This is a genomic window from Dietzia papillomatosis NBRC 105045, from assembly GCF_001570845.1.
Taxonomy (GTDB): Bacteria; Actinomycetota; Actinomycetes; order Mycobacteriales; family Mycobacteriaceae; genus Dietzia; species Dietzia cinnamea.
Window position 1 is genome coordinate 61,679 of record NZ_BCSL01000014.1, and the last position, 19,010, is coordinate 80,688.

Sequence of the window (19,010 nt, forward strand, 5' to 3'; positions counted from 1 at the left end):
GTGGCCGACCCGCGTTCCTACCGCCCGGCCCCCGGCTCGATACCCACCGAGCCGGGGGTGTACCGCTTCCGTGACGAGCACGGACGCGTCATCTACGTGGGCAAGGCCAAGAACCTCCGCAGTCGGCTCAGCTCGTACTTCGCCGATCTGTCACTGCTGCACCCGCGCACCCGGCAGATGGTCACCTCCGCCGCCGGCGTGCAGTGGACCGTCGTCTCGACCGAGGTCGAGGCGCTGCAGCTCGAGTACACGTGGATCAAGAAGTACGACCCGCGGTTCAACGTCCGCTACCGCGACGACAAGACCTACCCGATGCTCGCCGTCACCGTCGGCGAGGAGGTGCCGCGCGCGTTCGTCTACCGCGGCCCCCGCCGGCCCGGCACCCGCTACTTCGGCCCCTACTCCCACGCGTGGGCCATCCGCGACACCCTCGACACCCTGCAGCGGGTGTTCCCCGTGCGCTCGTGCTCGGCCGGCGTGTACAAACGTCAGGCCCAGCTCGGGCGGCCCTGCCTGCTCGGCTACATCGACAAGTGCGCGGCCCCGTGCATCGGCCGGGTCACCCCGGACGAGCACCGGCTGATCGTCAATGAACTCATCGACTTCCTCGCCGGGCGGACCGACGCCATCATGCGGCGCATCGAGAAGCAGATGATGGAGGCCTCCGCCGATCTGGACTTCGAGCGCGCCGCGCGGCTGCGTGACGACCTCGGGGCGATGCGCCGGGCCATGGAGAAGCAGGCCGTGGTCCTGGGCGACGGAACCGACGCCGACATCGTGGGCGTCGAGGTCGACGAGCTCCAGGTGTCGGTCCAGGTCTTCCACGTCCGCGGCGGACGTATCCGCGGCCAGCGCGGCTGGGTGGTCGAGCACGCGCACGGGATCGACGAGGACGGCGAGTTCGACGCGGCCCGCGCGATCCCCGGCGTGGTGTCCGACTACCTCGCCCAGTTCTACGGCGGGGAGGCCGACCTGGCCGAGGCCGCCGAGTCCGGCGATATCGCCTCCGCCGTGCCCCGCGAGGTGCTGGTGCCGGCCCTGCCCGAGGACTCGGAGGAGCTCGCCGACTGGCTCTCGGGCCTGCGCGGCTCCCGGGTCTCCCTGCGGGTGCCGCAGCGCGGGGACAAGCGGGCCCTGGCCGAGACGGTCCACCGCAACGCCGTCGAGGCCCTGACCCAGCACAAGCTGCGTCGCAGCGGCGACCTCACCGCGCGCTCCGCCGCCCTGCAGGAGATCCAGGAGACCCTCGAGCTGGACTCCGCGCCCCTGCGCATCGAGTGCGTGGACATCTCGCACACCCAGGGCACGGACGTCATGGCCTCGCTCGTGGTGTTCGAGGACGGCATCCCCCGGAAGAGCGACTACCGCCTGTACCGCATCCGCGACGCCGCGGGGGACGGTCACTCGGACGACGTGGCGAGCATCGCCGAGGTCACCCGCCGACGCTTCCGTCGTCATCACGAGGACCCGGCGCTCACCCCGGACGAGACGGACGGACCGGTCGACGACGAGGCGGGCGACCCGGAGGCGGCCCCGCCCGCCCGCCGGTTCGCCTATCCGCCGCAGCTGTTCGTCGTCGACGGCGGGCGCCCGCAGGTCGAGGCGGCCGCCGAGGTGCTGTCCGAGCTCGGCGTCACCGACGTCCCGGTCATCGGCATCGCCAAGCGACTCGAGGAGATCTGGCTGCCGGGCGAGGAGTACCCGGCGATCTTCCCGCGTCACGGCGAGGGCCTGTTCCTGCTCCAGCGCCTGCGCGACGAGGCCCACCGGTTCGCCATCCGCGCGCATCGGGGCGCGCGCTCCAAGCGGATGACCGCCTCCGTACTCGACGACGTCCCCGGTCTCGGCCCCGCCCGCCGCGCGGCGCTGGTCGAGAAGTTCCCCACCGTCTCCGCGCTGCGCGCCGCCACCGTGGAGGACCTGTGCACGGTCCCCGGCATCGGTCCCGGCGTCGCGGCGTCGATCCTCGCGACGCTCGGAAACGGTGGGTCGGCCGATGCCGACTCCGAGCCCGGGGACGCGGACGGCACCGACGTGGAAGACTCGGCGGGGCGGCCCGGGCCGGGCGAGACGAACGACGCGAGGTGACACGATGGACGACGACGGCGACGACCCGGGGCGTGAGCTCCTCCTGATCAGCGGCATGTCGGGAGCCGGCAAGGGGACCGCCTCGAAGGTCCTCGAGGAGTTCGGGTGGTACGTCGTGGACAACCTCCCGCTGCCCTTCGTGGGGGAGTTCCTCGGCCGTTTCGACGACTCGGACGACGAACCCCGCAGGCTCGCGATCGTCGCCGACACGCGCAGCCTCGGCTTCGACGAGCACCTGGGTGAGCTGCTCGAGCTGTTCGCCGGCCGGCAGCGGTCCCGCATCCTGTTCCTGGACGCCTCCGACGAGGCGCTGGTGAACCGGTTCAACAACGTGCGCCGCTCGCACCCCCTGCAGTCCGGCGGCGGGCTCATCGACGGCATAACCAGGGAACGCAGGACCCTCGAGGTCCTGCGCGGACGGGCCGACGTCGTCGTGGACACGACCGCGCTCAGCGTCCACGACCTGCGCCACCGACTGGAGACCCCGTTCGGTGACCTCGGGTTCGACTTCCACCTCACCGTCGAGTCTTTCGGCTTCAAGTACGGCGTCCCGGTGGACGTCGACATGCTCCTCGACATGCGCTTCCTGCCCAACCCGCACTGGATCCCCGAACTCCAGCCCCACACCGGGCGCGACAAGCCCGTGCAGGACTACGTCCTGGCGGACGAGTCCATCGAGGAGTATCTGCGCGCCGCCGTGACGATGATCCGGCTCGCGATGACCGGTTACCGACGCGAGGGCAAGCGGTACATGACCATCGCCGTGGGGTGCACCGGCGGCAAGCACCGCAGCGTGGCCATCTCCGAGTCCCTCGCGGGCCGGTTGACCGGCCTGGACGCGGTCGACGTGCACGTCCGCCACCGCGACCTCGGACGGGAGTGACCCGGCGATGACGGAACCCACGAAGCGGATCCCCTCGCTCGTCGCGCTCGGCGGCGGCCACGGCCTCTCGGCGACCCTGAAGGCCGGTCGGCTCGTCGCCGACCACGTCACCGCGGTGGTCACCGTCGCCGACGACGGGGGCTCCTCGGGCCGCCTGCGCCGCGAGCTCGGCATCCTCCCACCCGGCGACCTGCGCATGGCGCTGTGCGCCCTCGCCGGTGAGGACGACGAACACGCCCGCCTCACGAGGCTCTTCCAGCACCGCTACGGCGGTACCGGGGCCCTGGCGGGCCACGCCGTCGGCAACCTCGTCTTCGCCGGACTGTGGGAACTCCTCGGCGACCCGATCGAGGCCCTCGACGCGGTCGGGTCGATCCTCGGCGTCACGGGACGGGTCCTGCCCATGTCCCCGGTGGCCCTCGACATCGCGGCCGAGGTCGTCGGTCTCGAGGCCGACCCGAGGGTCGTGCGCACCATCATCGGGCAGGTGGCCGTGGCGACCACGCCGGGCAGCGTCCGGCGAGTGCGCCTGATCCCCGACGCCCCGCCCGCCGCGGACGGGGTGGTCGAGGCGATCGAGCAGGCCGACCTCGTCGTGCTCGGCCCCGGCTCGTGGTTCACCAGCGTCATCCCCAACGTCCTCGTGCCGGAGATCGCGGCGGCCCTCACGCGGACCGCCGCCACCAAGGCCCTCGTGCTCAACCTCGCCCCGCAGCCGGGGGAGACGGCGGGCTTCTCCGCCGAGCAGCACCTGCACGTCCTGCGCCAGCACGCGCCGCGGGTCGATGTCGACGTCCTGCTCGTGGACCCGCGGATGCCGCTCAGCGCCACCGAACGCGAGCACCTCGAGCGCGCGGCGGCCGGGCTGGGCGCCCGCGTGGTGACCGCGGAGATAGCGAAGACCGGCCCGGATGGGACCATGAGGGCTGTCCACGACCCCGCCTCGCTGGCGACGGCACTCGCCGCCTCGCTGCCGGGGGGCGCGGGGTGACGACCGGAGAACGAAGGAGCAGGGCGTGTCGCTGACCGCACAGGTCAAGTCCGAACTGGTGAGGGTCCCCGTCGGGAACACCGAGACCAGGAGGGCCGAGGTCGCCGCGCTGTTGAGGTTCGCCGGAACGCTCCAGGTCCTCTCCGGCCGACTCGTCATCGAGGCGGAGGTCGACTCCGGCGAGATCGCCGATAGGCTCGCCGCCGAACTCGACGCCCTCTTCTCCGTAACCTGCGAGATCCACCCGATCGGGGGCTCGGGAGGCCGGCCGGCCCGCAAGTTCGTCCTCCGTGTCATCGACCGGGGCGCCGACCTCGCCCGCCAGCTGGGGCTCATCGACAACGCCGGTCGGGCCGTCCGCGGGCTCCCCGCGGCCGTGGTCGGGGGGTCCGTCGCGGCGGCCGAGGCCGCGTGGCGGGGGGCGTTCCTCGCGCACGGGTCGCTCACCAAGCCCGGTCGCTCGTCCGCCCTCGAGGTGACCGCCCCCGGAGCGGAGGCGGCGATGGCGCTCGTGGGTACCGCGCGCCGACTCGGCGTCACCGCCAAGGCCCGCGAAGTGCGGGGAGGGGACCGGGTGGTCATTCGCGACGCGGAGGCGATCGGGGTCCTACTGGCCCGCCTCGGGGCCACGTCGACCAGGGACGTCTGGGAGGAGCGTCGTTCGCGTGGCGAGGTCCGCGCCACCGCCAACCGGTTGGCTAACTTCGACGACGCCAACCTCCGCCGGTCCGCCCGCGCGGCCGTCGCGGCCGCGGCCCGCGTCCAGCGGGCGCTGGAAATCCTCGCCGAGGACGTCCCTGACCACCTTCTAGCGGCCGGCGAGCTCCGCGTCCTACACCGCCAGTCCTCGTTGGAGGAACTCGGACAGCTCGCCGACCCGCCCATGACCAAGGACGCGGTCGCCGGACGCATCCGGCGACTGCTGTCGATGGCGGACCGCAAGGCCGCCGAGCTCGGGATCCCGGACACCGAGTCCGTGGTCACCGAGGACATGCTCGACGACGCCTGATCGGCCCCCAGAACACCCTGCACGTGGCCGGGCACCGGCGGGTAGTCTGGGTCACGTCCCCGGGCCCCACCCGGCCCTGGTGACGTCCAGCGTTCTCGCACCACCAATAAGGAGACATCGAAGTGACCGTGCGCGTAGGCATCAACGGATTCGGACGTATCGGCCGCAACTTCTACCGCGCGGTGGAGGCTCTCAAGGCCGAGGGCAAGACGGACATCGAGATCGTGGCCGTCAACGACCTGACCACGAACGACATGCTCGCTCACCTGCTCAAGTACGACTCGATCCTCGGTCGCCTCGGCAAGGACGTCACCTACGACGACACCTCGATCACGGTCGGCGGGACCAAGATCGGCGCGCTCGCCATCAAGGAGGGCCCCGCCTCCGTTCCGTGGGGTGACTACGGCGTCGACGTCGTCGTCGAGTCCACCGGTATCTTCACCTCGGCCGAGAAGGCCCGCGGCCACCTCGAGGGCGGCGCCAAGAAGGTCATCATCTCGGCCCCCGCGTCGGACGAGGACATCACCATCGTGATGGGTGTCAACGACGACAAGTACGACGGCTCGCAGACGATCATCTCGAACGCCTCCTGCACCACCAACTGCCTCGCGCCCGTGGCCAAGGTCCTGTCCGACGAGTTCGGCATCGTCAAGGGCCTCATGACCACGATCCACGCGTACACCCAGGACCAGAACCTGCAGGACGCGCCCCACAAGGACCCGCGTCGCGCCCGCGCCGCCGCGCTGAACATGGTCCCGACCTCCACCGGTGCCGCCAAGGCCGTCTCCCTCGTGCTGCCCGAGCTCAAGGGCAAGTTCGACGGCTACGCCGTTCGCGTCCCGCTGCCCACCGGCTCCCTGACCGACCTCACCGTCGAGCTCGAGAAGAAGGCCTCGGTCGACGAGGTCAACGCCGCGGTCAAGGCCGCCGCCGAGGGGCCGATGAAGGGCATCCTCAAGTACACCGAGGACCCGATCGTCTCCTCTGACATCGTCACCGATCCGCACTCGTCGATTTTCGACGCGCCGCTGACCAAGGCGATCGACGGCCAGATCAAGATCGCCTCCTGGTACGACAACGAGTGGGGCTACTCCAACCGCCTGGCCGACCTCATCGGCCTGGTCGGCAAGTCGCTCTGAGAGCCTTCGGGCCTGACGACCCCGTACCACCACCGGGCCCGGTCCGGGGACGCCGCGAGCGTCCCGGCCGGGCCCGGCGCACATCGACCGGCGCCGCACGGTCAGCCCACCCACCCGGTGACCCACCCACAGTTCTTCCGACAGGAGTTCCACCACATGGCCGTGAGCACGCTCTCCGACCTGCTCGACGCCGGCGTAGAGGGCCGCAAGATCCTCGTCCGCTGCGACCTCAACGTCCCGCTCGACGGGAAGACCATCACCGACGCCGGTCGCATCACCGCCTCGCTGCCCACACTCAACGCGCTGCTCGACGCGGGCGCGGCACTCGTGATCACCGCCCATCTCGGCCGACCCAAGGGCGAGGCCGACCCCGAGTTGTCCCTCGCACCCGTGGCGGAGAAGCTGGGAGATGAGCTGGGGCGGTACGTCCAGCTCGCCGGTGACGTGGTGGGGCCGGACGCGCGTGAGCGGGCCAACGGCCTGACCGACGGCGACGTCCTGCTGGTCGAGAACGTCCGCTTCGATCCCCGCGAGACGAGCAAGGACGAGTCCGAGCGGGCCGCGTTCGCCGCGGAACTCGCGAGCCTGGTGGGCGAGGACGGCGCGTTCGTCTCCAACGGCTTCGGCGTTGTCCACCGCGCCCAGGCCTCCGTCTACGACGTCGCCAAGCTCCTGCCTGCCTACGCCGGCGACCTCGTGCAGAGCGAGGTCGACGTGCTCGCCGCCCTCACCGGGGACCCGAAGCGTCCTTACGCGGTTGTGCTCGGTGGATCCAAGGTCTCGGACAAGCTCGCCGTGATCGAGGCGCTGGCTCCGAAGGTCGACACCCTCGTCATCGGCGGCGGCATGTGCTTCACCTTCCTCGCCGCACAGGGCCACGGTGTGGGCTCCTCGCTGCTGCAGGAGGAGATGATCGACACCTGCAAGGACCTGCTGGCCAGGTACGGCGACGTCATCACGCTCCCCGTGGACGTCGTCGCCGCCGACGGGTTCGCCGCCGACGCCCCCCACACCACGGTTCCCGCCGACGCGATCCCCGAGGGCACGATGGGCCTGGACATCGGCCCCGAGTCGGTCGCCGCCTTCGCCGAGAAGCTCACCTCGGCCAAGACCGTGTTCTGGAACGGGCCGATGGGCGTGTTCGAGTTCGAGGCCTTCTCCGCGGGCACCCGCGGCGTCGCCGAGGCGATCATCACCGCGACCTCCGCCGGAGCGTTTTCCGTCGTCGGTGGCGGCGACTCGGCGGCCGCCGTGCGCACCCTGGGGCTCGGCGAGGAGAACTTCTCCCACATCTCCACCGGCGGTGGCGCCTCGCTGGAGTACCTGGAGGGTAAGGAACTGCCCGGCGTCACCGTCCTTGAGCGCGGCAACTGACCCGGACACCCAGGAACTACAAGGAGAGAACATGTCACGCACTCCGCTCATCGCCGGCAACTGGAAGATGAACCTCAACCACCTCGAGGCGATCGCACTCGTGCAAAAGGTCGCCTTCTCCCTCCCGGAGAAGTACCTCGAGAAGGTCGACGTCGCGTTCCTCCCGCCGTTCACGAATATCCGAGGCGTCCAGATCGTCATCGAAGGTGACAAGCTGGGCTTCGCCTACGGAGCCCAGGACGTCTCGGTGCACGAATCCGGCGCCTACACCGGCGAGATCTCGGCCTCCATGCTCGCGAAGCTCGGCTGCACCTATGTCGTCGTGGGCCACTCCGAGCGCCGCGACTACCACGCCGAGACCGACGAACTCGTGGCGGCCAAGGCCGCGGCCGGACACCGTCACGGCCTGACCCCGATCGTCTGCGTGGGGGAGAAGCTCGAGGTCCGCGAGGCCGGTGACCACGTGGACTTCGTCGTGAACCAGCTCAAGGGTTCGCTGGAGGGTCTGACGACCGCACAGCTGGCCTCCACGGTCATCGCGTACGAGCCGGTATGGGCGATCGGGACCGGCAAGACCGCCTCCGCCGCCGACGCGCAGGAGGTGTGCGCGGCCATCCGCTCCGCGCTGGCCGAGCTCGCCGACGCCGAGACGGCCGAGTCGATGCGCGTGCTGTACGGCGGCAGCGTCAACGCCTCGAACGTCGGCGAGCTGCTCGAACAGTCCGACGTCGACGGCGGTCTGGTGGGCGGGGCGTCGCTCAAGCCCGACGAGTTCGCCCAGCTGTGCGCGATCGCCGCCGGCGGCCCGCTGCCCTGATCCGTTCCCGCCCCCGGCGGGTCGGGCCCTCGCCGGCCCGGCACGCCGGGATCAACCGCGGACGCCCGACCGGGTAGTCTGTAGCGGTCGCACCCGACCGCCCGACCTGACGTGAGGCACGATCCCTACATGAAGCTCGCCCTGGATATCTTCCTCATCATCACCAGCCTGCTGCTGATGCTGTTCATCCTGCTGCACCGCGGCAAGGGCGGCGGCCTGTCCTCGCTGTTCGGTGGCGGTGTCCAGTCGAGCCTGTCGGGCTCGAGCGTCGTCGAGCGCAACCTCGACCGGGTCACCGTGGTCGTCGCGGTCCTCTGGGTGATCGCGATCATCGCCGTCGGCCTGCTCGTCCGCTTCGGCTGATCCCCGCTCGGGGCCCACACGCGAGAAGCGGGGTGCGCGCTCTCCCATGAGGGAGGGCGCGCACCCCGCTTCGTCGTACCGGGTGATCCGACGTGGCGCCGGGCCGGCTCTGTGGCGCCGGGCCGACTCCGTGGCGCCGGGCCGACGAGCAGTGCCGGGCCGGCTCTGCGGCGCAGGGCCGGCGTCAGCTCACCAGCGAGGCGGCGGGCCCATCGAGGTGGTAGGTCGTGGACTCGGTGCCGACGGCCCCGGCGACCGGCCAGTCCGCCGGATCGGCGCCACCCAGCCCCTTCGCGACCGCCTCGGCCTTCCCCTCTCCGGTGGCCACGACGATGACGTGCCTCGACCGGCGTACTGCCGGCAGCGTGAAGGTGAGTCGCTCCGGCGGCGGCTTGGGACAGTCGCGGACGCCCACCGCCAGCCGGTCGGTCTCGGCGATCGCCGGGGTGTGCGGGAAGAGGGAGTCGATGTGCCCCTCCGGCCCCATCCCGAGGAGCGTCACGTCGAACAACGGCTCGTCGCCACCGGGTAGGTCCACCTCGGCGAGGAACGCCTCCGCGGCGGCGTCGACGTCGTCGAACTCGCCGCCGCGCGCCGGCCAGCGGTGGATGGTGGCCCGGTCGCCGACGGCATCGAGCAGGACCTCGGCGAGCTGTCCGTCGTTGCGGTCGGGGTGATCGGCCGGGACGAAGCGCTCATCCCCGAGGAAGATCGTGACCCGGCTCCAGTCGACCTCGGTTCCGGCGAGGGCGGCGGCCGTCTTCACGCCCACCGAACCACCGGTCAGGGAGAGCGTCGCCCGGCCGGCCGCGGCGACGCGTTCGTTGAGGTGGCCGGCCGCGGCGAGGGCGGCGGCCTCCGCGAGGGACTGCGCATCCTCATGGACGAGATGACGGGTGACTGACATCGACGCTCCTGTCGTGGTGGTGGGGTGGGAACGGACGCGGGTGCCGGCCTTCCGGCCCCGGCTCAGCGAACCGACGCCGAGGTGTAGATGACGCGATCGTGGTTGGCCAACGCGTCCGCGTACACACCATCAGTGTCCATGCGGCGCAACTCCTCCGCCAGACAGTCGGCCACACTCCGACCCACGAGAGCGACCCGCGTGGGGGACTGCCCGGTGATGCGCAGCTCCGCGGAGGTCGCGCTGACCTGCTCGACGACGATGGACCCGGAGGCCCGCTCCAGCACGACCATCCTCGGCCCGACCGCCCGCAGGACGTCGATCCCGAGGCGGGACGCTAGCCACCCGCCGGCGAGATCGACCGACGCCGCACGCTCCGGCCCACACACGGTGGCGCCCGTGATCGGCTCGAAAGGGGGTCGATCGAGGGTCGCGGCCAGCAACGAACGCCAATGGGTGATGCGCGCCCACGCCAGATCGGTGTCACCGGGGGAGTACCCGGCCGCTCGCTTGGCCAGGGCGTCCGTCGGATGCCCCTCGGCGTCCGAATCGACGATGCGGCGCCGGGCGAGCCGACCCACGCGGTCCTCGGACAGCAGCGTCGGGGAGTGGCGGGGCCACCACACCGCGAGCGGGGTGTCGGGCAGCAGCAGCGGCGTCACGAGCGACGCCGACTGCGACGCCATCGCGCCGGACGTGCGCAACACGACGACCTCCGCCGCGCCGGCGTCGCCGCCGACGCGGATCTGGCCATCCAGCCGATCGGCGTCGGCGCGCCGCCCCCGGATCACCACGATGACGCGGCACGGGTGCTCCCGGCTGGCCTCGTTCGCCGCGTCGATCGCCGACTCGCTGCCACGGACGTGGTCGGTGATGACGATGAGCGTGAGGACGCGGCCGATCGTGCTCAGGCCCGCCTCCTCGCGGATCTGCACCAGCTTCTTGGCGATCGCGCGGGTCGAGGTGTCGGGTAGGTCGATGATCACGGTCGCCTCCATGCGCGGCCGCTGCGGGCCAGGATCTCGTCGGCGCCCCTGGGCCCCCAGGTGCCCGCCTGGTACTGCTCCGGTTGGCCCTCGGACTTCCACTCGCGCAGGACCGGGTCGAGCAGTTGCCAGCTCAACTCCACCTCACGCGAGACCGGGAAGAGAGACGGCTCGCCCAGCAGCACGTCGAGGATGAGGCGCTCGTACGCCTCGGGGGAGGATTCGGTGAACGCCTCGCCGTAGGCGAAGTCCATGTTGACGTCGCGGACCTCCATCGCGGTCCCCGGTACCTTCGACCCGAACCGCAGGGTGACCCCCTCGTCCGGCTGGACGCGGATCACCAGGGCGTTCTGTCCCAGCTCCTGCGTCATCGTTGCGTCGAAGGGCAGGTGCGGCGCGCGCCGGAAGACGACCGCGATCTCGGTGACACGACGCCCCAGGCGCTTACCGGTCCGCAGGTAGAACGGGACGCCCGCCCACCGTCGGTTGTGGACCTCCAGGGTGATGGCCGCGTAGGTCTCGGTCGCCGAGGACGGGTCGTAGCCCTCTTCGTCCTTCAGCCCGACGACCTGCTCGGAACCCTGCCAGCCACCGGCGTACTGACCGCGCGCGGCGGTCTCGGAGATCGGCAACGCCAGCGAGGTGGACTCGAGGACCTTGGTCTTCTCCGCACGCAGCGCGGCGGCGGAGAAATCGGTCGGCTCCTCCATCGCCACCAGCGCCATCAGCTGGATCAGGTGGTTCTGGATGACGTCGCGCGCGGCACCGATACCGTCGTAGTACCCGGCGCGCCCGCCGAGACCGATGTCCTCGGCCATCGTGATCTGGACGTGGTCCACGTGGTTGGCGTTCCACACCGGCTCGAAGAGCTGGTTGGCAAAGCGCAACGCCAGGATGTTCTGGACCGTCTCCTTGCCGAGGTAGTGGTCGATACGGAACACCGAGTCCTCGGGGAACACCGCCCCCACGACCGCGTTGAGCTCGCACGCACTGGCGAGGTCATGACCGAAGGGTTTCTCGATGACCACCCGGCGCCAGGACCCCTCGGGGCCCCGCGTGCACCCGGTGCGATCGAGGTGCCGGCACACGGTCGGGAAGTCATCCGGGGGGATCGACAGGTAGAACGCGTAGTTGCCAGCCGTGCCCCGCTCCGCCTCGAGCGCGACCAGCTGGTCCGCGAGGCGGTCGAATCCCTCGTCGTCGTCGAAGGTGCCGGTCACGAACCTCAGTCCCGCGGCGAGTTGCTCCCATACATCCTCACGGAACGGTGTCCGGCAGCGCTCGCGGGCCTGTTCGCGGGCGAACGCCGCGAACTCCTCGTGCGCCCACTGACGCCGACCGAACCCGATGAGCGAGAACCCGGGCGGGAGCAGACCCCGGTTGGCGAGATCGTAGATCGCCGGGATGAGCTTCTTCTTGGACAGGTCACCGGTGACGCCGAAGATCACGAGGCCGGAGGGCCCAGCGATCCGCGGCAGACGCCGGTCGCGGGGGTCCCGGAGCGGGTTGACCCATCCCTCGGTGGCCCCTGTAGAACTTTCGGCGTCGGACGTGTCCAGACGGTCGGGGCCGGTCACGAATCCGACGGGATCTCGTCGATCCGCGCCCTCACCGTGTCCATCAGGTCGTCCCAGGCGGTGACGAACTTCTCCACGCCCTGACGCTCGAGCAGCGCGAAGACCTCGTCCAGGTCGATGCCCTCGGCGCGCAACGCGTCGAGCGTGGCCCGGGAGGCCTCGGCGGTCCCACGGACCGTGTCCCCCTCGACCACGCCGTGGTCGGCGAACGCCTGCATGGTGGCGAAGGGCATCGTGTTGACGGTCCCGCGAGTCACCAACCCGGTCACGTACAGCGTGTCGGGGTATGCCGGGTCCTTGACCCCCGTGGAGGCCCACAGCAGACGCTGCGGCCGGGCGCCGCGGTCCGCCAGCTCGCCGAATCGGCCGGCCGGGTCGAATACCTCGTCGTAGACCTCCTGGCACAGGCGGGCGTTGGCGAGCCCGGCCTGGCCGCGCAGCTCTGACGACTCCGGGAGGCGAGAGTCGATCTCGGTGTCCAGGCGGGAGACGAACACCGACGCCACGGAGTGGATCGACGACAGATCGTGCCCGGCGGCCACGGCCCGCTCTAGGCCGGTGAGGTACGCCTCCGCGACCTTCCGGTATTGGTCCGCCGAGAAGATCAGCGTGACGTTGACGTCGATGCCCTTGCCGATGACATCGGTGATCGCCGGCAGTCCCGCAGAGGTGGCGGGGATCTTGATCATGACGTTGGGCCGGTCGACCGCGGCGGACAGCTCGACCGCCTGCTGGACGGTCTCCGCCGTGTCGTGTGCCAGGCCCGGGTCGACCTCGAGGGAGACGCGGCCATCCACGCCGTCGGTCGCCCGATAGGTCGGCGCCAACAGGTCACAGGCGTCCCGGACGTCTGCGGTGGTGAGCGCGCGGACCACGGAGGCGAGTTCGCGGTCGGCCCGCACCGCCTCGGCGAGGGCGCCCTCGTAGGCCGACGAGTCCGCCAGTGCCGACTGGAAGATCGCAGGGTTGGTGGTCACACCCACGATGGAGTACTCCGCCATCCGCATCTCGAGCTCACCGGAGGCGAGGAGCTGACGGGACAGGTCGTCGAGCCACACGGAGACCCCGGCGGCACTGAGAGCGGCGAGATTGGCGTTGGTCATGATGCCTCCCCTCGGGCGGCCGCGAGCGACTCGCGGGCGGCGGAGACCACCGCGTCGGCGGTGATCCCGAATTCGGTGAACAGGGTCTCGTAGGGCGCGGAGGCGCCGAAGTGCTCGAGCGAGACGGCCCGGCCGGCGTCCCCGAGGAACCGGTACCACGGCATCGCGATGCCGGCCTCGACCGAGACCCGGGCGCGCACGGCAGACGGGAGGACCGACTCGCGGTACTCGGCGTCCTGCTGGTCGAAGAACTCGACACAGGGCATGGAGACCACCCGCGTGGGCACGCCCGCGTCCTCGAGGGTCTCCCGCGCGGCCACGGCCAGCTGGACCTCGGACCCCGTGCCGATGAGGATCACCTCGGGGGTACCCGTCGACGCCTCGGCGAGGACGTAGCCGCCCCGCTCGACACCCTCACGGGCGAGCTGCGCGGTGCCCTCGAGCACGGGCACGTTCTGCCGGGTCAGACACAGCCCCTTGGGCCCGTCGAGCGCCTTCAGCATCGCCCGCCAGGCGGCGGCGGTCTCGTTGGCGTCGGCCGGACGGAGGATCGCCAGCCCCGGGATCGCGCGCAGCGCCGCGAGCTGCTCGACCGGCTGGTGGGTCGGGCCGTCCTCGCCCAGACCGATCGAGTCGTGGGTCCACACGTAGTAGGCGTTGCTGCCCTGGAGCGCGGCCAGCCGGACGGCCGGGCGCATGTACTCGCTGAAGATGAGGAACGTCCCGCCGTACGGGCGGGTGGGGCCGTGGAGTGCGATGCCGTTGAGGATCGCGCCCATCGCGTGCTCCCGGACACCGAAGTGCAGGTTCCGCCCGTAGGGGGAGGCGGTCCACGTGTCGGTGGTGATCGACGTGGGGCCGAAGGAGTCCGCGTTCTTGATGGGGGTGTTGTTGGATCCGGCGAGGTCGGCGGAACCGCCCCACAGTTCCGGGAGCGTGGCCGCGAGGGCCTGGATGGCCTCGGCGGAGGCCTTACGGGTCGCGACGCCCTTGGGGTCGGCCTCCCAGGTCGGCAGGTCGGCGTCCCACCCCTCGGGGAGCTGGCCCGAGTAGAGGCGGTCGAACAGCGCCTTGCGCTCCGGGTTGGCTTCCGCCCAGGCGTGGAACATGTCGCTCCACTGCGCGTGGACGCGGGCGCCGCGGTCGCGGGCCGCACGGGTGTGGGCGATCACCTCGTCCTCGACGGTGAACGGCTCGGTGCCGCCCATCCCGAGGACCTCCTTGACGGCATCGACCTCGTCCTGGCCCAGCGCGGCACCGTGCGCCGCGCCGGTGTTCATCGCGTTCGGCGCCGGGTAGGCGATGATCGTGCGGAGGACGATGATCGACGGCTTGTCCGTGACGGCTCGTGCGTCGGCGATCGCCTCCTCGATCGCTGCCACGTCCTCGCCGCCGTTCACCGTCTGGACGTGCCACCCGTAGGCCTCGTAGCGGGCCGCGACGTCCTCGTTGAACGCGATTCGGGTGTCGTCCTCGATCGAGATCTCGTTGTCGTCGTAGATCGCGATGAGGTTACCGAGTTGCTGCGTGCCCGCGAGCGAGGCCGCCTCGGCCGTGACGCCCTCCTGAATGTCACCGTCGGAGGCGATCACGTAGATGAAGTGGTCGAACGGGCTCTTGCCCGCGGGGGTGTCCGGGTCGAACAGCCCGCGCTCGTACCGTGCCGCCATCGCCATACCGACCGCGGAGGCCAGTCCCTGCCCGAGCGGGCCGGTGGTGATCTCCACCCCGTCGGTGTGCCGCCACTCGGGATGGCCGGGGGTCTTCGAGCCCCACGTACGCAGCGCCTTGAGATCCTCGAGTTCGAGGCCGAACCCGGCGAGGTACAGCTGGATGTACTGGGTGAGTGAGGTGTGCCCGCAGGACAGGATGAAGCGGTCCCGTCCCACCCACGTCGGATCGGACGGGTCGTGCCGCATGATGCGCTGGTAGAGCGTATAGGCCAGCGGGGCGAGGCTCATCGCGGTGCCCGGGTGACCACTGCCGCAATTCTGCACGGCCTCGGCGGCGAGAACGCGTGCGGTGTCCACTGCACGGGAGTCCAGTTCGGTCCAGTCGGATGGGTGGCGGGCGGTGGTGAGCTCGGTGATCTCCGACGCGCTGGTCACTTGTGGTTCTCCCGGGTCTGAGGGTGCGGCGCGGATCCGCGCGTATGTCGTGAACCACCTTAGTGGTCACGGCCGCGGGGGGCGTACCGTCCCCGCCCCCGCTCTTTCGCGGACCGCGCGGGGGGGACGTAGTATCGGCTCGGTAGTGCGTTGACGTCTGCTGCGAGGAGTTCCGGTGCACGATTCCACCCCGACCCGGAGTGGGGGGCCATCAGTCTCCCCTCCAGAGTCCACGGGGCGGCCGGCTCCGGCGAGCGGGCGGGCCCGCGTGGTCGACGTGGTGATGGCGTACATCGCCCTCACCAAGCCGCGGGTCATCGAGTTGCTCCTCGTCGCCGCTATCCCGGCCCTGCTGCAAGCGGATCGCGGGAACATCCACCTCTCCCTGGTGCTGCTCACCCTAGTCGGCGGTTGGATGGGCGCGGCGAGCGCGAACTCGCTCAACATGGTCGTCGACTACGACATCGACCAGGTGATGAAGCGCACCGAGCGCCGCCCGCTCGCCCGCCACGCGATCACCCCGCGTGCCGCGCTGGTCTTCGGCCTGACGCTCGGTGTGGCGAGCATGCTCTGGCTGGGGCTCCTGGCCAACAGCTGGCTCGCCGCCTTCTTCATCCTCATCACGATCCTGTTCTACGTGATCGTGTACTCGATGATCCTCAAGCGGCGGACCGCTCAGAACGTCGTCTGGGGCGGCGCCGCGGGCTGCATGCCGGTTTTCGTCTCGTGGGCGGTCATCACCGACAACCTGCCGGATGGACAGCCCCATAACTGGTGGCAGGCGGTCGTGCTGTTCCTCATCATCTTCTTCTGGACGCCACCGCACACCTGGGCCCTCGCGATGCGTTACAAGGAGGACTACAAAGCCGCCGGCGTGCCGATGCTGCCCGTGGTCATGGGTCCCGAGGGCGTGACCCGCCGCATCACGATCTACACGTGGGTCACCGTGCTGTGCACGTTCGCGCTCATCCCCGCGGCGGGTTGGGTCTACGCGGCCGGCGCGATCGGCTTCGGCGTGTGGTTCATCGTCATGGCGCATCGCCTCGAGGCGGGCGTGCGCCGCGGCGTCGAGGTGAAGCCGCTCAAGCTGTTCATTTTGTCGAACAACTACCTCGCCGGGGTGTTCGTGGCCCTGTCCATCGACGCGGTGCTCGGACTGCAGACCGTGGCGGAGCTCCTGTCGCTGGCCTGACCGGGTCCCGCTCAGCGGTCGGGGTCGAGTGTCACCGAACCCGTCGTCCGCCGCTCCTGCAGGGCTCGGTGCGCTTCCGCGGCCTCTGATAGGCCGAACGTCGCCCCCACCGACAGCCGCAGTGTGCCGTCGACGACCCCTTCGAGGACCTCGCCGGCCCGGCCGCGGAACTCCTCCGTCGTCGCGATGTAGTCGGCGAGGGTCGGGCGGGTGAGGAACACCGATCCGGCCGCGTTGAGTCGCTGCGGATCAACCGGGGGCACCGGACCGCTCGCGGCGCCGAACAGCACGAGCGTGCCGCGCCGTGCGAGGACCGCCAGACTGTCGTCGAACGTGTCCCTACCCACGCCGTCGAAAACGGCGGCGACGCCCCCCTCCGCCAACTCACGCACCCTCTCCGGCGTGGCCTCCGGGTAGAGCAGCACGTGGTGCGCCCCGAGGTCGCGGCAGAGGTCGGCCTTCTCCTCGGTCGAGGTCGTCGTGATCACCCGGAAGCCGTGGGCCACCGCCAGCTGGATGAGGAGCTGTCCGACGCCGCCCGCCCCGGCGGTGATTAGCACGTGATCGCCGGCCGAGGCCCGGTGGGTGTCGGTGATCAGGTAGTGCGCGGTGAGTCCCTGCAGCAGCATCGAGGCCGCCACGTCGTCGTCGATCCCCTCCGGCACGGTGACCACCGACTCGGCGGGGGCGACGACGTACTGGGCGTAGGAAGAGGGCACCTGGCACCAGGCCACCCGGTCACCGGCGACCAGGTCGGGAGTGCCCTCGCCGACCGCCTCGATCACCCCCACGCCTTCGCTACCCGGGACGAACGGCAACTCCCGCGCGTAGACGCCCTCGCGAAAGTACGTGTCGATGAAATTGACCCCGATGGCGCGGGTACGGACGAGCACCTCGCCCGGGCCGGGCGACGGCTCGTCGACCTCCACCGGTGTGAGCACCTCGGGGCCGCCGTGTCGGGAGATCTGGATCGCACGCATGGCGCCCAGTATCCGGTAGGGCGCGGCCCGGCGCAGCCGGAGCGCCGTCACCGGTTCGGGGCAACGCGGGAGTGCCGACCGATCCGCAGCGGGGGAGACGATAGGCTACGCCCCATGAGCCTGCAGATCCTTTCCCAGTACGCCGGGGGGCCGCGAGTCCGGGCCACCGGCCGGTCCGAGATCACCACGACGGGATCCGATACGGCGTCCGAACCCACAGAGTCGTCGACGGCGGCTGAGGAGACGACGGCGGTTCCCGCGGCCGCACAGGCCGAGCCGTCCGGGGCCGGCGTGGACGAGCAGGCTTCCATCGCCCAGGACACACCGGAGGCGGGGGAGCCGGCAGCGGAGGCCGGGACCCCGGAGAAGCCGGCCCCAGCTCCCGCCGCAGCCGGCGGTGCGGGCGGTGCGGGCGGCGGAATCTCGCTCGGCCGTCGCGCCCCGCGCGCCCCGGGGGGAGGTGCGTCGACCCTGCACGGCTCGCGCATCACGGAGCTCGGCGGCGGTTCCGCCCCGGCGTCCTCCGCGTCCGAGCCAACTCCCACCGAATCGGCGCCAGAGGCCGAGGACGCGGCGCCGGCCTCGCCGAAGCCGGCGACCGTCGCTCCCGCGTCCGGTGGCGGCCTCAAGCTCGGTGGCGGCTCCAAGGCCAAGACCCCCGGCGGCGGTTCGGCCGCCAAGGTCGTGCTCGGGGGCGGCGCCGCGGCTGCCGCGGCGGGAGTTGCCGGCACCGCTGCGCCCGTCGCGGAGGAGAAGACCTCCGGGACCGCTTCGCCGGCCGAGAAGAAGTCCGGCGGTCTCACCCTGGGTGGCGGCTCCGGCGCGAAGGCACCGGGCGGCGGCGCGTCCGGCGGTCTGACGCTCGGCGGCGGGTCCAAGGCGAAGGCCCCCGGAGGCGGCACGTCCGGTGGCCTCACGCTCGGTGGCGGCGCGGCCGCCGCGAAGCAGACCGCGGAGCTCACCGCTGACGCGAAGGAGACCGACGCACCGTCGGCCGCCGATCGCCCGGCCGACGCCCCCGCCGCGTCGCAGCCCGCTGCTGTGCCCCCGGCGGACGAGCCGGCGGAGAAAGCCGAGAAGATCGAGGCCGCGCCGGTTCCCGCGGGTCCGACGCCTCCGGCCAAGACGGCCAAGTTCGTGGAGAAGTTCCTCGCCCGCCACGGCGGGTCGGCGGACGTCGTCCTCCAGCCGGTCGGTCGCCGCGGCGTCCGTATCACCCTCGTGGGTGCCGACGGCGTCCTCGGGGACACGATGGTGGACTCGCTGTCCGAGGCCGAGTCCGTCCGCGACGGCATCTCCGGCCTCAGCGGCTCGGACTGGACCCGCGAGCTCGTGTCGCGCACCGATGTCCCGGCGGGGCACTGGAAGCGCATGGCGGGATCGGGCGCTCTGGTCTGACCGCCCGGGCGCCGGACCCGCCCAAGGGCCCGGCGCAGGTGCGTGCCCCCGGGGCCTGGCGCCGGAACGCGAGAATCCGCTACTCCACCCGCAGATCC

The 19,010-nt window shown here is 71.2% G+C and carries 16 protein-coding genes; 10 read left to right on the forward strand and 6 right to left on the reverse strand.

What is annotated here, in order from left to right:
• The 8 genes from uvrC to secG all read left to right on the forward strand — a co-directional run bounded on the left by uvrC (position 1) and on the right by secG (position 8,664).
• Positions 1 to 2,088, forward strand: a complete 2,088-nt coding sequence (uvrC, locus tag DPA01S_RS06940) for an excinuclease ABC subunit UvrC (RefSeq protein WP_061914796.1) — start codon at positions 1 to 3, stop codon at positions 2,086 to 2,088.
• A 4-nt stretch (positions 2,089 to 2,092) separates the two neighbouring features.
• Positions 2,093 to 2,971: an RNase adapter RapZ gene (rapZ, locus tag DPA01S_RS06945; RefSeq protein WP_061914799.1), complete on the forward strand. Its 879-nt coding sequence runs from the start codon at positions 2,093 to 2,095 to the stop codon at positions 2,969 to 2,971.
• 7 nt (positions 2,972 to 2,978) lie between these two features.
• The gene (locus DPA01S_RS06950) at positions 2,979 to 3,962 is read left to right on the forward strand and encodes a gluconeogenesis factor YvcK family protein (protein WP_061914802.1); all 984 of its coding nucleotides are present in this window, start codon (positions 2,979 to 2,981) and stop codon (positions 3,960 to 3,962) included.
• Positions 3,963 to 3,987: 25 nt separating this feature from the next.
• Positions 3,988 to 4,971: a DNA-binding protein WhiA gene (gene whiA / locus DPA01S_RS06955; protein WP_061914805.1), complete on the forward strand. Its 984-nt coding sequence runs from the start codon at positions 3,988 to 3,990 to the stop codon at positions 4,969 to 4,971.
• Positions 4,972 to 5,093: 122 nt separating this feature from the next.
• Positions 5,094 to 6,110, forward strand: a complete 1,017-nt coding sequence (gap, locus tag DPA01S_RS06960) for a type I glyceraldehyde-3-phosphate dehydrogenase (protein WP_061228643.1) — start codon at positions 5,094 to 5,096, stop codon at positions 6,108 to 6,110.
• 156 nt (positions 6,111 to 6,266) lie between these two features.
• Entirely contained in the window at positions 6,267 to 7,484 is a 1,218-nt protein-coding gene (locus DPA01S_RS06965; protein WP_061228642.1) for a phosphoglycerate kinase, read from the forward strand.
• A 31-nt stretch (positions 7,485 to 7,515) separates the two neighbouring features.
• A complete protein-coding gene (gene tpiA, locus DPA01S_RS06970; RefSeq protein ID WP_061228641.1) occupies positions 7,516 to 8,301 on the forward strand; it encodes a triose-phosphate isomerase in 786 nt (261 codons plus the stop codon).
• Positions 8,302 to 8,430: 129 nt separating this feature from the next.
• Complete coding sequence (gene secG, locus DPA01S_RS06975; RefSeq protein ID WP_007628575.1) at positions 8,431 to 8,664, forward strand: preprotein translocase subunit SecG; 234 nt, start codon at positions 8,431 to 8,433, stop codon at positions 8,662 to 8,664.
• Between the two features lie 184 nt (positions 8,665 to 8,848).
• Here the strand turns inward: secG and pgl are convergent, their stop codons facing one another.
• From pgl to tkt, 5 genes are all read right to left on the reverse strand, one after another.
• Positions 8,849 to 9,571, reverse strand: coding sequence for a 6-phosphogluconolactonase (pgl, locus tag DPA01S_RS06980; RefSeq protein WP_061914813.1), 723 nt, complete (start codon positions 9,569 to 9,571; stop codon positions 8,849 to 8,851).
• A gap of 62 nt (positions 9,572 to 9,633) precedes the next feature.
• A complete protein-coding gene (locus tag DPA01S_RS06985; protein ID WP_311200786.1) occupies positions 9,634 to 10,554 on the reverse strand; it encodes a glucose-6-phosphate dehydrogenase assembly protein OpcA in 921 nt (306 codons plus the stop codon).
• A complete protein-coding gene (gene zwf / locus DPA01S_RS06990) occupies positions 10,551 to 12,131 on the reverse strand; it encodes a glucose-6-phosphate dehydrogenase (protein WP_375545176.1) in 1,581 nt (526 codons plus the stop codon). The genes DPA01S_RS06985 and zwf overlap by 4 nt, the downstream gene beginning before the upstream one ends.
• Positions 12,128 to 13,234 carry a transaldolase gene (gene tal / locus DPA01S_RS06995; protein WP_061229192.1) on the reverse strand — a complete coding sequence of 369 codons (1,107 nt, stop codon included), beginning with the start codon at positions 13,232 to 13,234 and terminating at the stop codon, positions 12,128 to 12,130. Before tal ends, zwf begins: the two co-directional genes overlap by 4 nt.
• Positions 13,231 to 15,342: a transketolase gene (gene tkt, locus DPA01S_RS07000; RefSeq protein ID WP_061229193.1), complete on the reverse strand. Its 2,112-nt coding sequence runs from the start codon at positions 15,340 to 15,342 to the stop codon at positions 13,231 to 13,233. Before tkt ends, tal begins: the two co-directional genes overlap by 4 nt.
• 283 nt (positions 15,343 to 15,625) lie before the next feature.
• Between tkt and DPA01S_RS07005 the strand changes: the two genes are divergently transcribed.
• Positions 15,626 to 16,534: a heme o synthase gene (locus tag DPA01S_RS07005; RefSeq protein ID WP_061229215.1), complete on the forward strand. Its 909-nt coding sequence runs from the start codon at positions 15,626 to 15,628 to the stop codon at positions 16,532 to 16,534.
• Positions 16,535 to 16,545: 11 nt separating this feature from the next.
• Here DPA01S_RS07005 and DPA01S_RS07010 read toward each other — a convergent pair whose 3' ends face one another.
• The gene (locus tag DPA01S_RS07010) at positions 16,546 to 17,514 is read right to left on the reverse strand and encodes a quinone oxidoreductase family protein (protein WP_061914839.1); all 969 of its coding nucleotides are present in this window, start codon (positions 17,512 to 17,514) and stop codon (positions 16,546 to 16,548) included.
• 114 nt (positions 17,515 to 17,628) lie between these two features.
• Here DPA01S_RS07010 and DPA01S_RS17270 point away from each other — a divergent pair, with 114 nt between their 5' ends.
• Positions 17,629 to 18,912: a hypothetical protein gene (locus tag DPA01S_RS17270; RefSeq protein WP_061914819.1), complete on the forward strand. Its 1,284-nt coding sequence runs from the start codon at positions 17,629 to 17,631 to the stop codon at positions 18,910 to 18,912.
• Positions 18,913 to 19,010: the final 98 nt, after the last annotated feature.

Bases quoted from the DNA above. Each gene is read 5' to 3' on its own strand.
- rapZ (WP_061914799.1), top strand. From the start codon at position 2,093: ATGGACGACGACGGCGACGACCCGGGGCGTGAGCTCCTCCTGATCAGC.
- DPA01S_RS06950 (WP_061914802.1), top strand. From the start codon at position 2,979: ATGACGGAACCCACGAAGCGGATCCCCTCGCTCGTCGCGCTCGGCGGC.
- DPA01S_RS06965 (WP_061228642.1), top strand. From the start codon at position 6,267: ATGGCCGTGAGCACGCTCTCCGACCTGCTCGACGCCGGCGTAGAGGGC.
- tpiA (WP_061228641.1), top strand. From the start codon at position 7,516: ATGTCACGCACTCCGCTCATCGCCGGCAACTGGAAGATGAACCTCAAC.
- secG (WP_007628575.1), top strand. From the start codon at position 8,431: ATGAAGCTCGCCCTGGATATCTTCCTCATCATCACCAGCCTGCTGCTG.
- pgl (WP_061914813.1), bottom strand. From the start codon at position 9,571: ATGTCAGTCACCCGTCATCTCGTCCATGAGGATGCGCAGTCCCTCGCG.
- tal (WP_061229192.1), bottom strand. From the start codon at position 13,234: ATGACCAACGCCAATCTCGCCGCTCTCAGTGCCGCCGGGGTCTCCGTG.
- DPA01S_RS07005 (WP_061229215.1), top strand. From the start codon at position 15,626: ATGGCGTACATCGCCCTCACCAAGCCGCGGGTCATCGAGTTGCTCCTC.
- DPA01S_RS07010 (WP_061914839.1), bottom strand. From the start codon at position 17,514: ATGCGTGCGATCCAGATCTCCCGACACGGCGGCCCCGAGGTGCTCACA.
- DPA01S_RS17270 (WP_061914819.1), top strand. From the start codon at position 17,629: ATGAGCCTGCAGATCCTTTCCCAGTACGCCGGGGGGCCGCGAGTCCGG.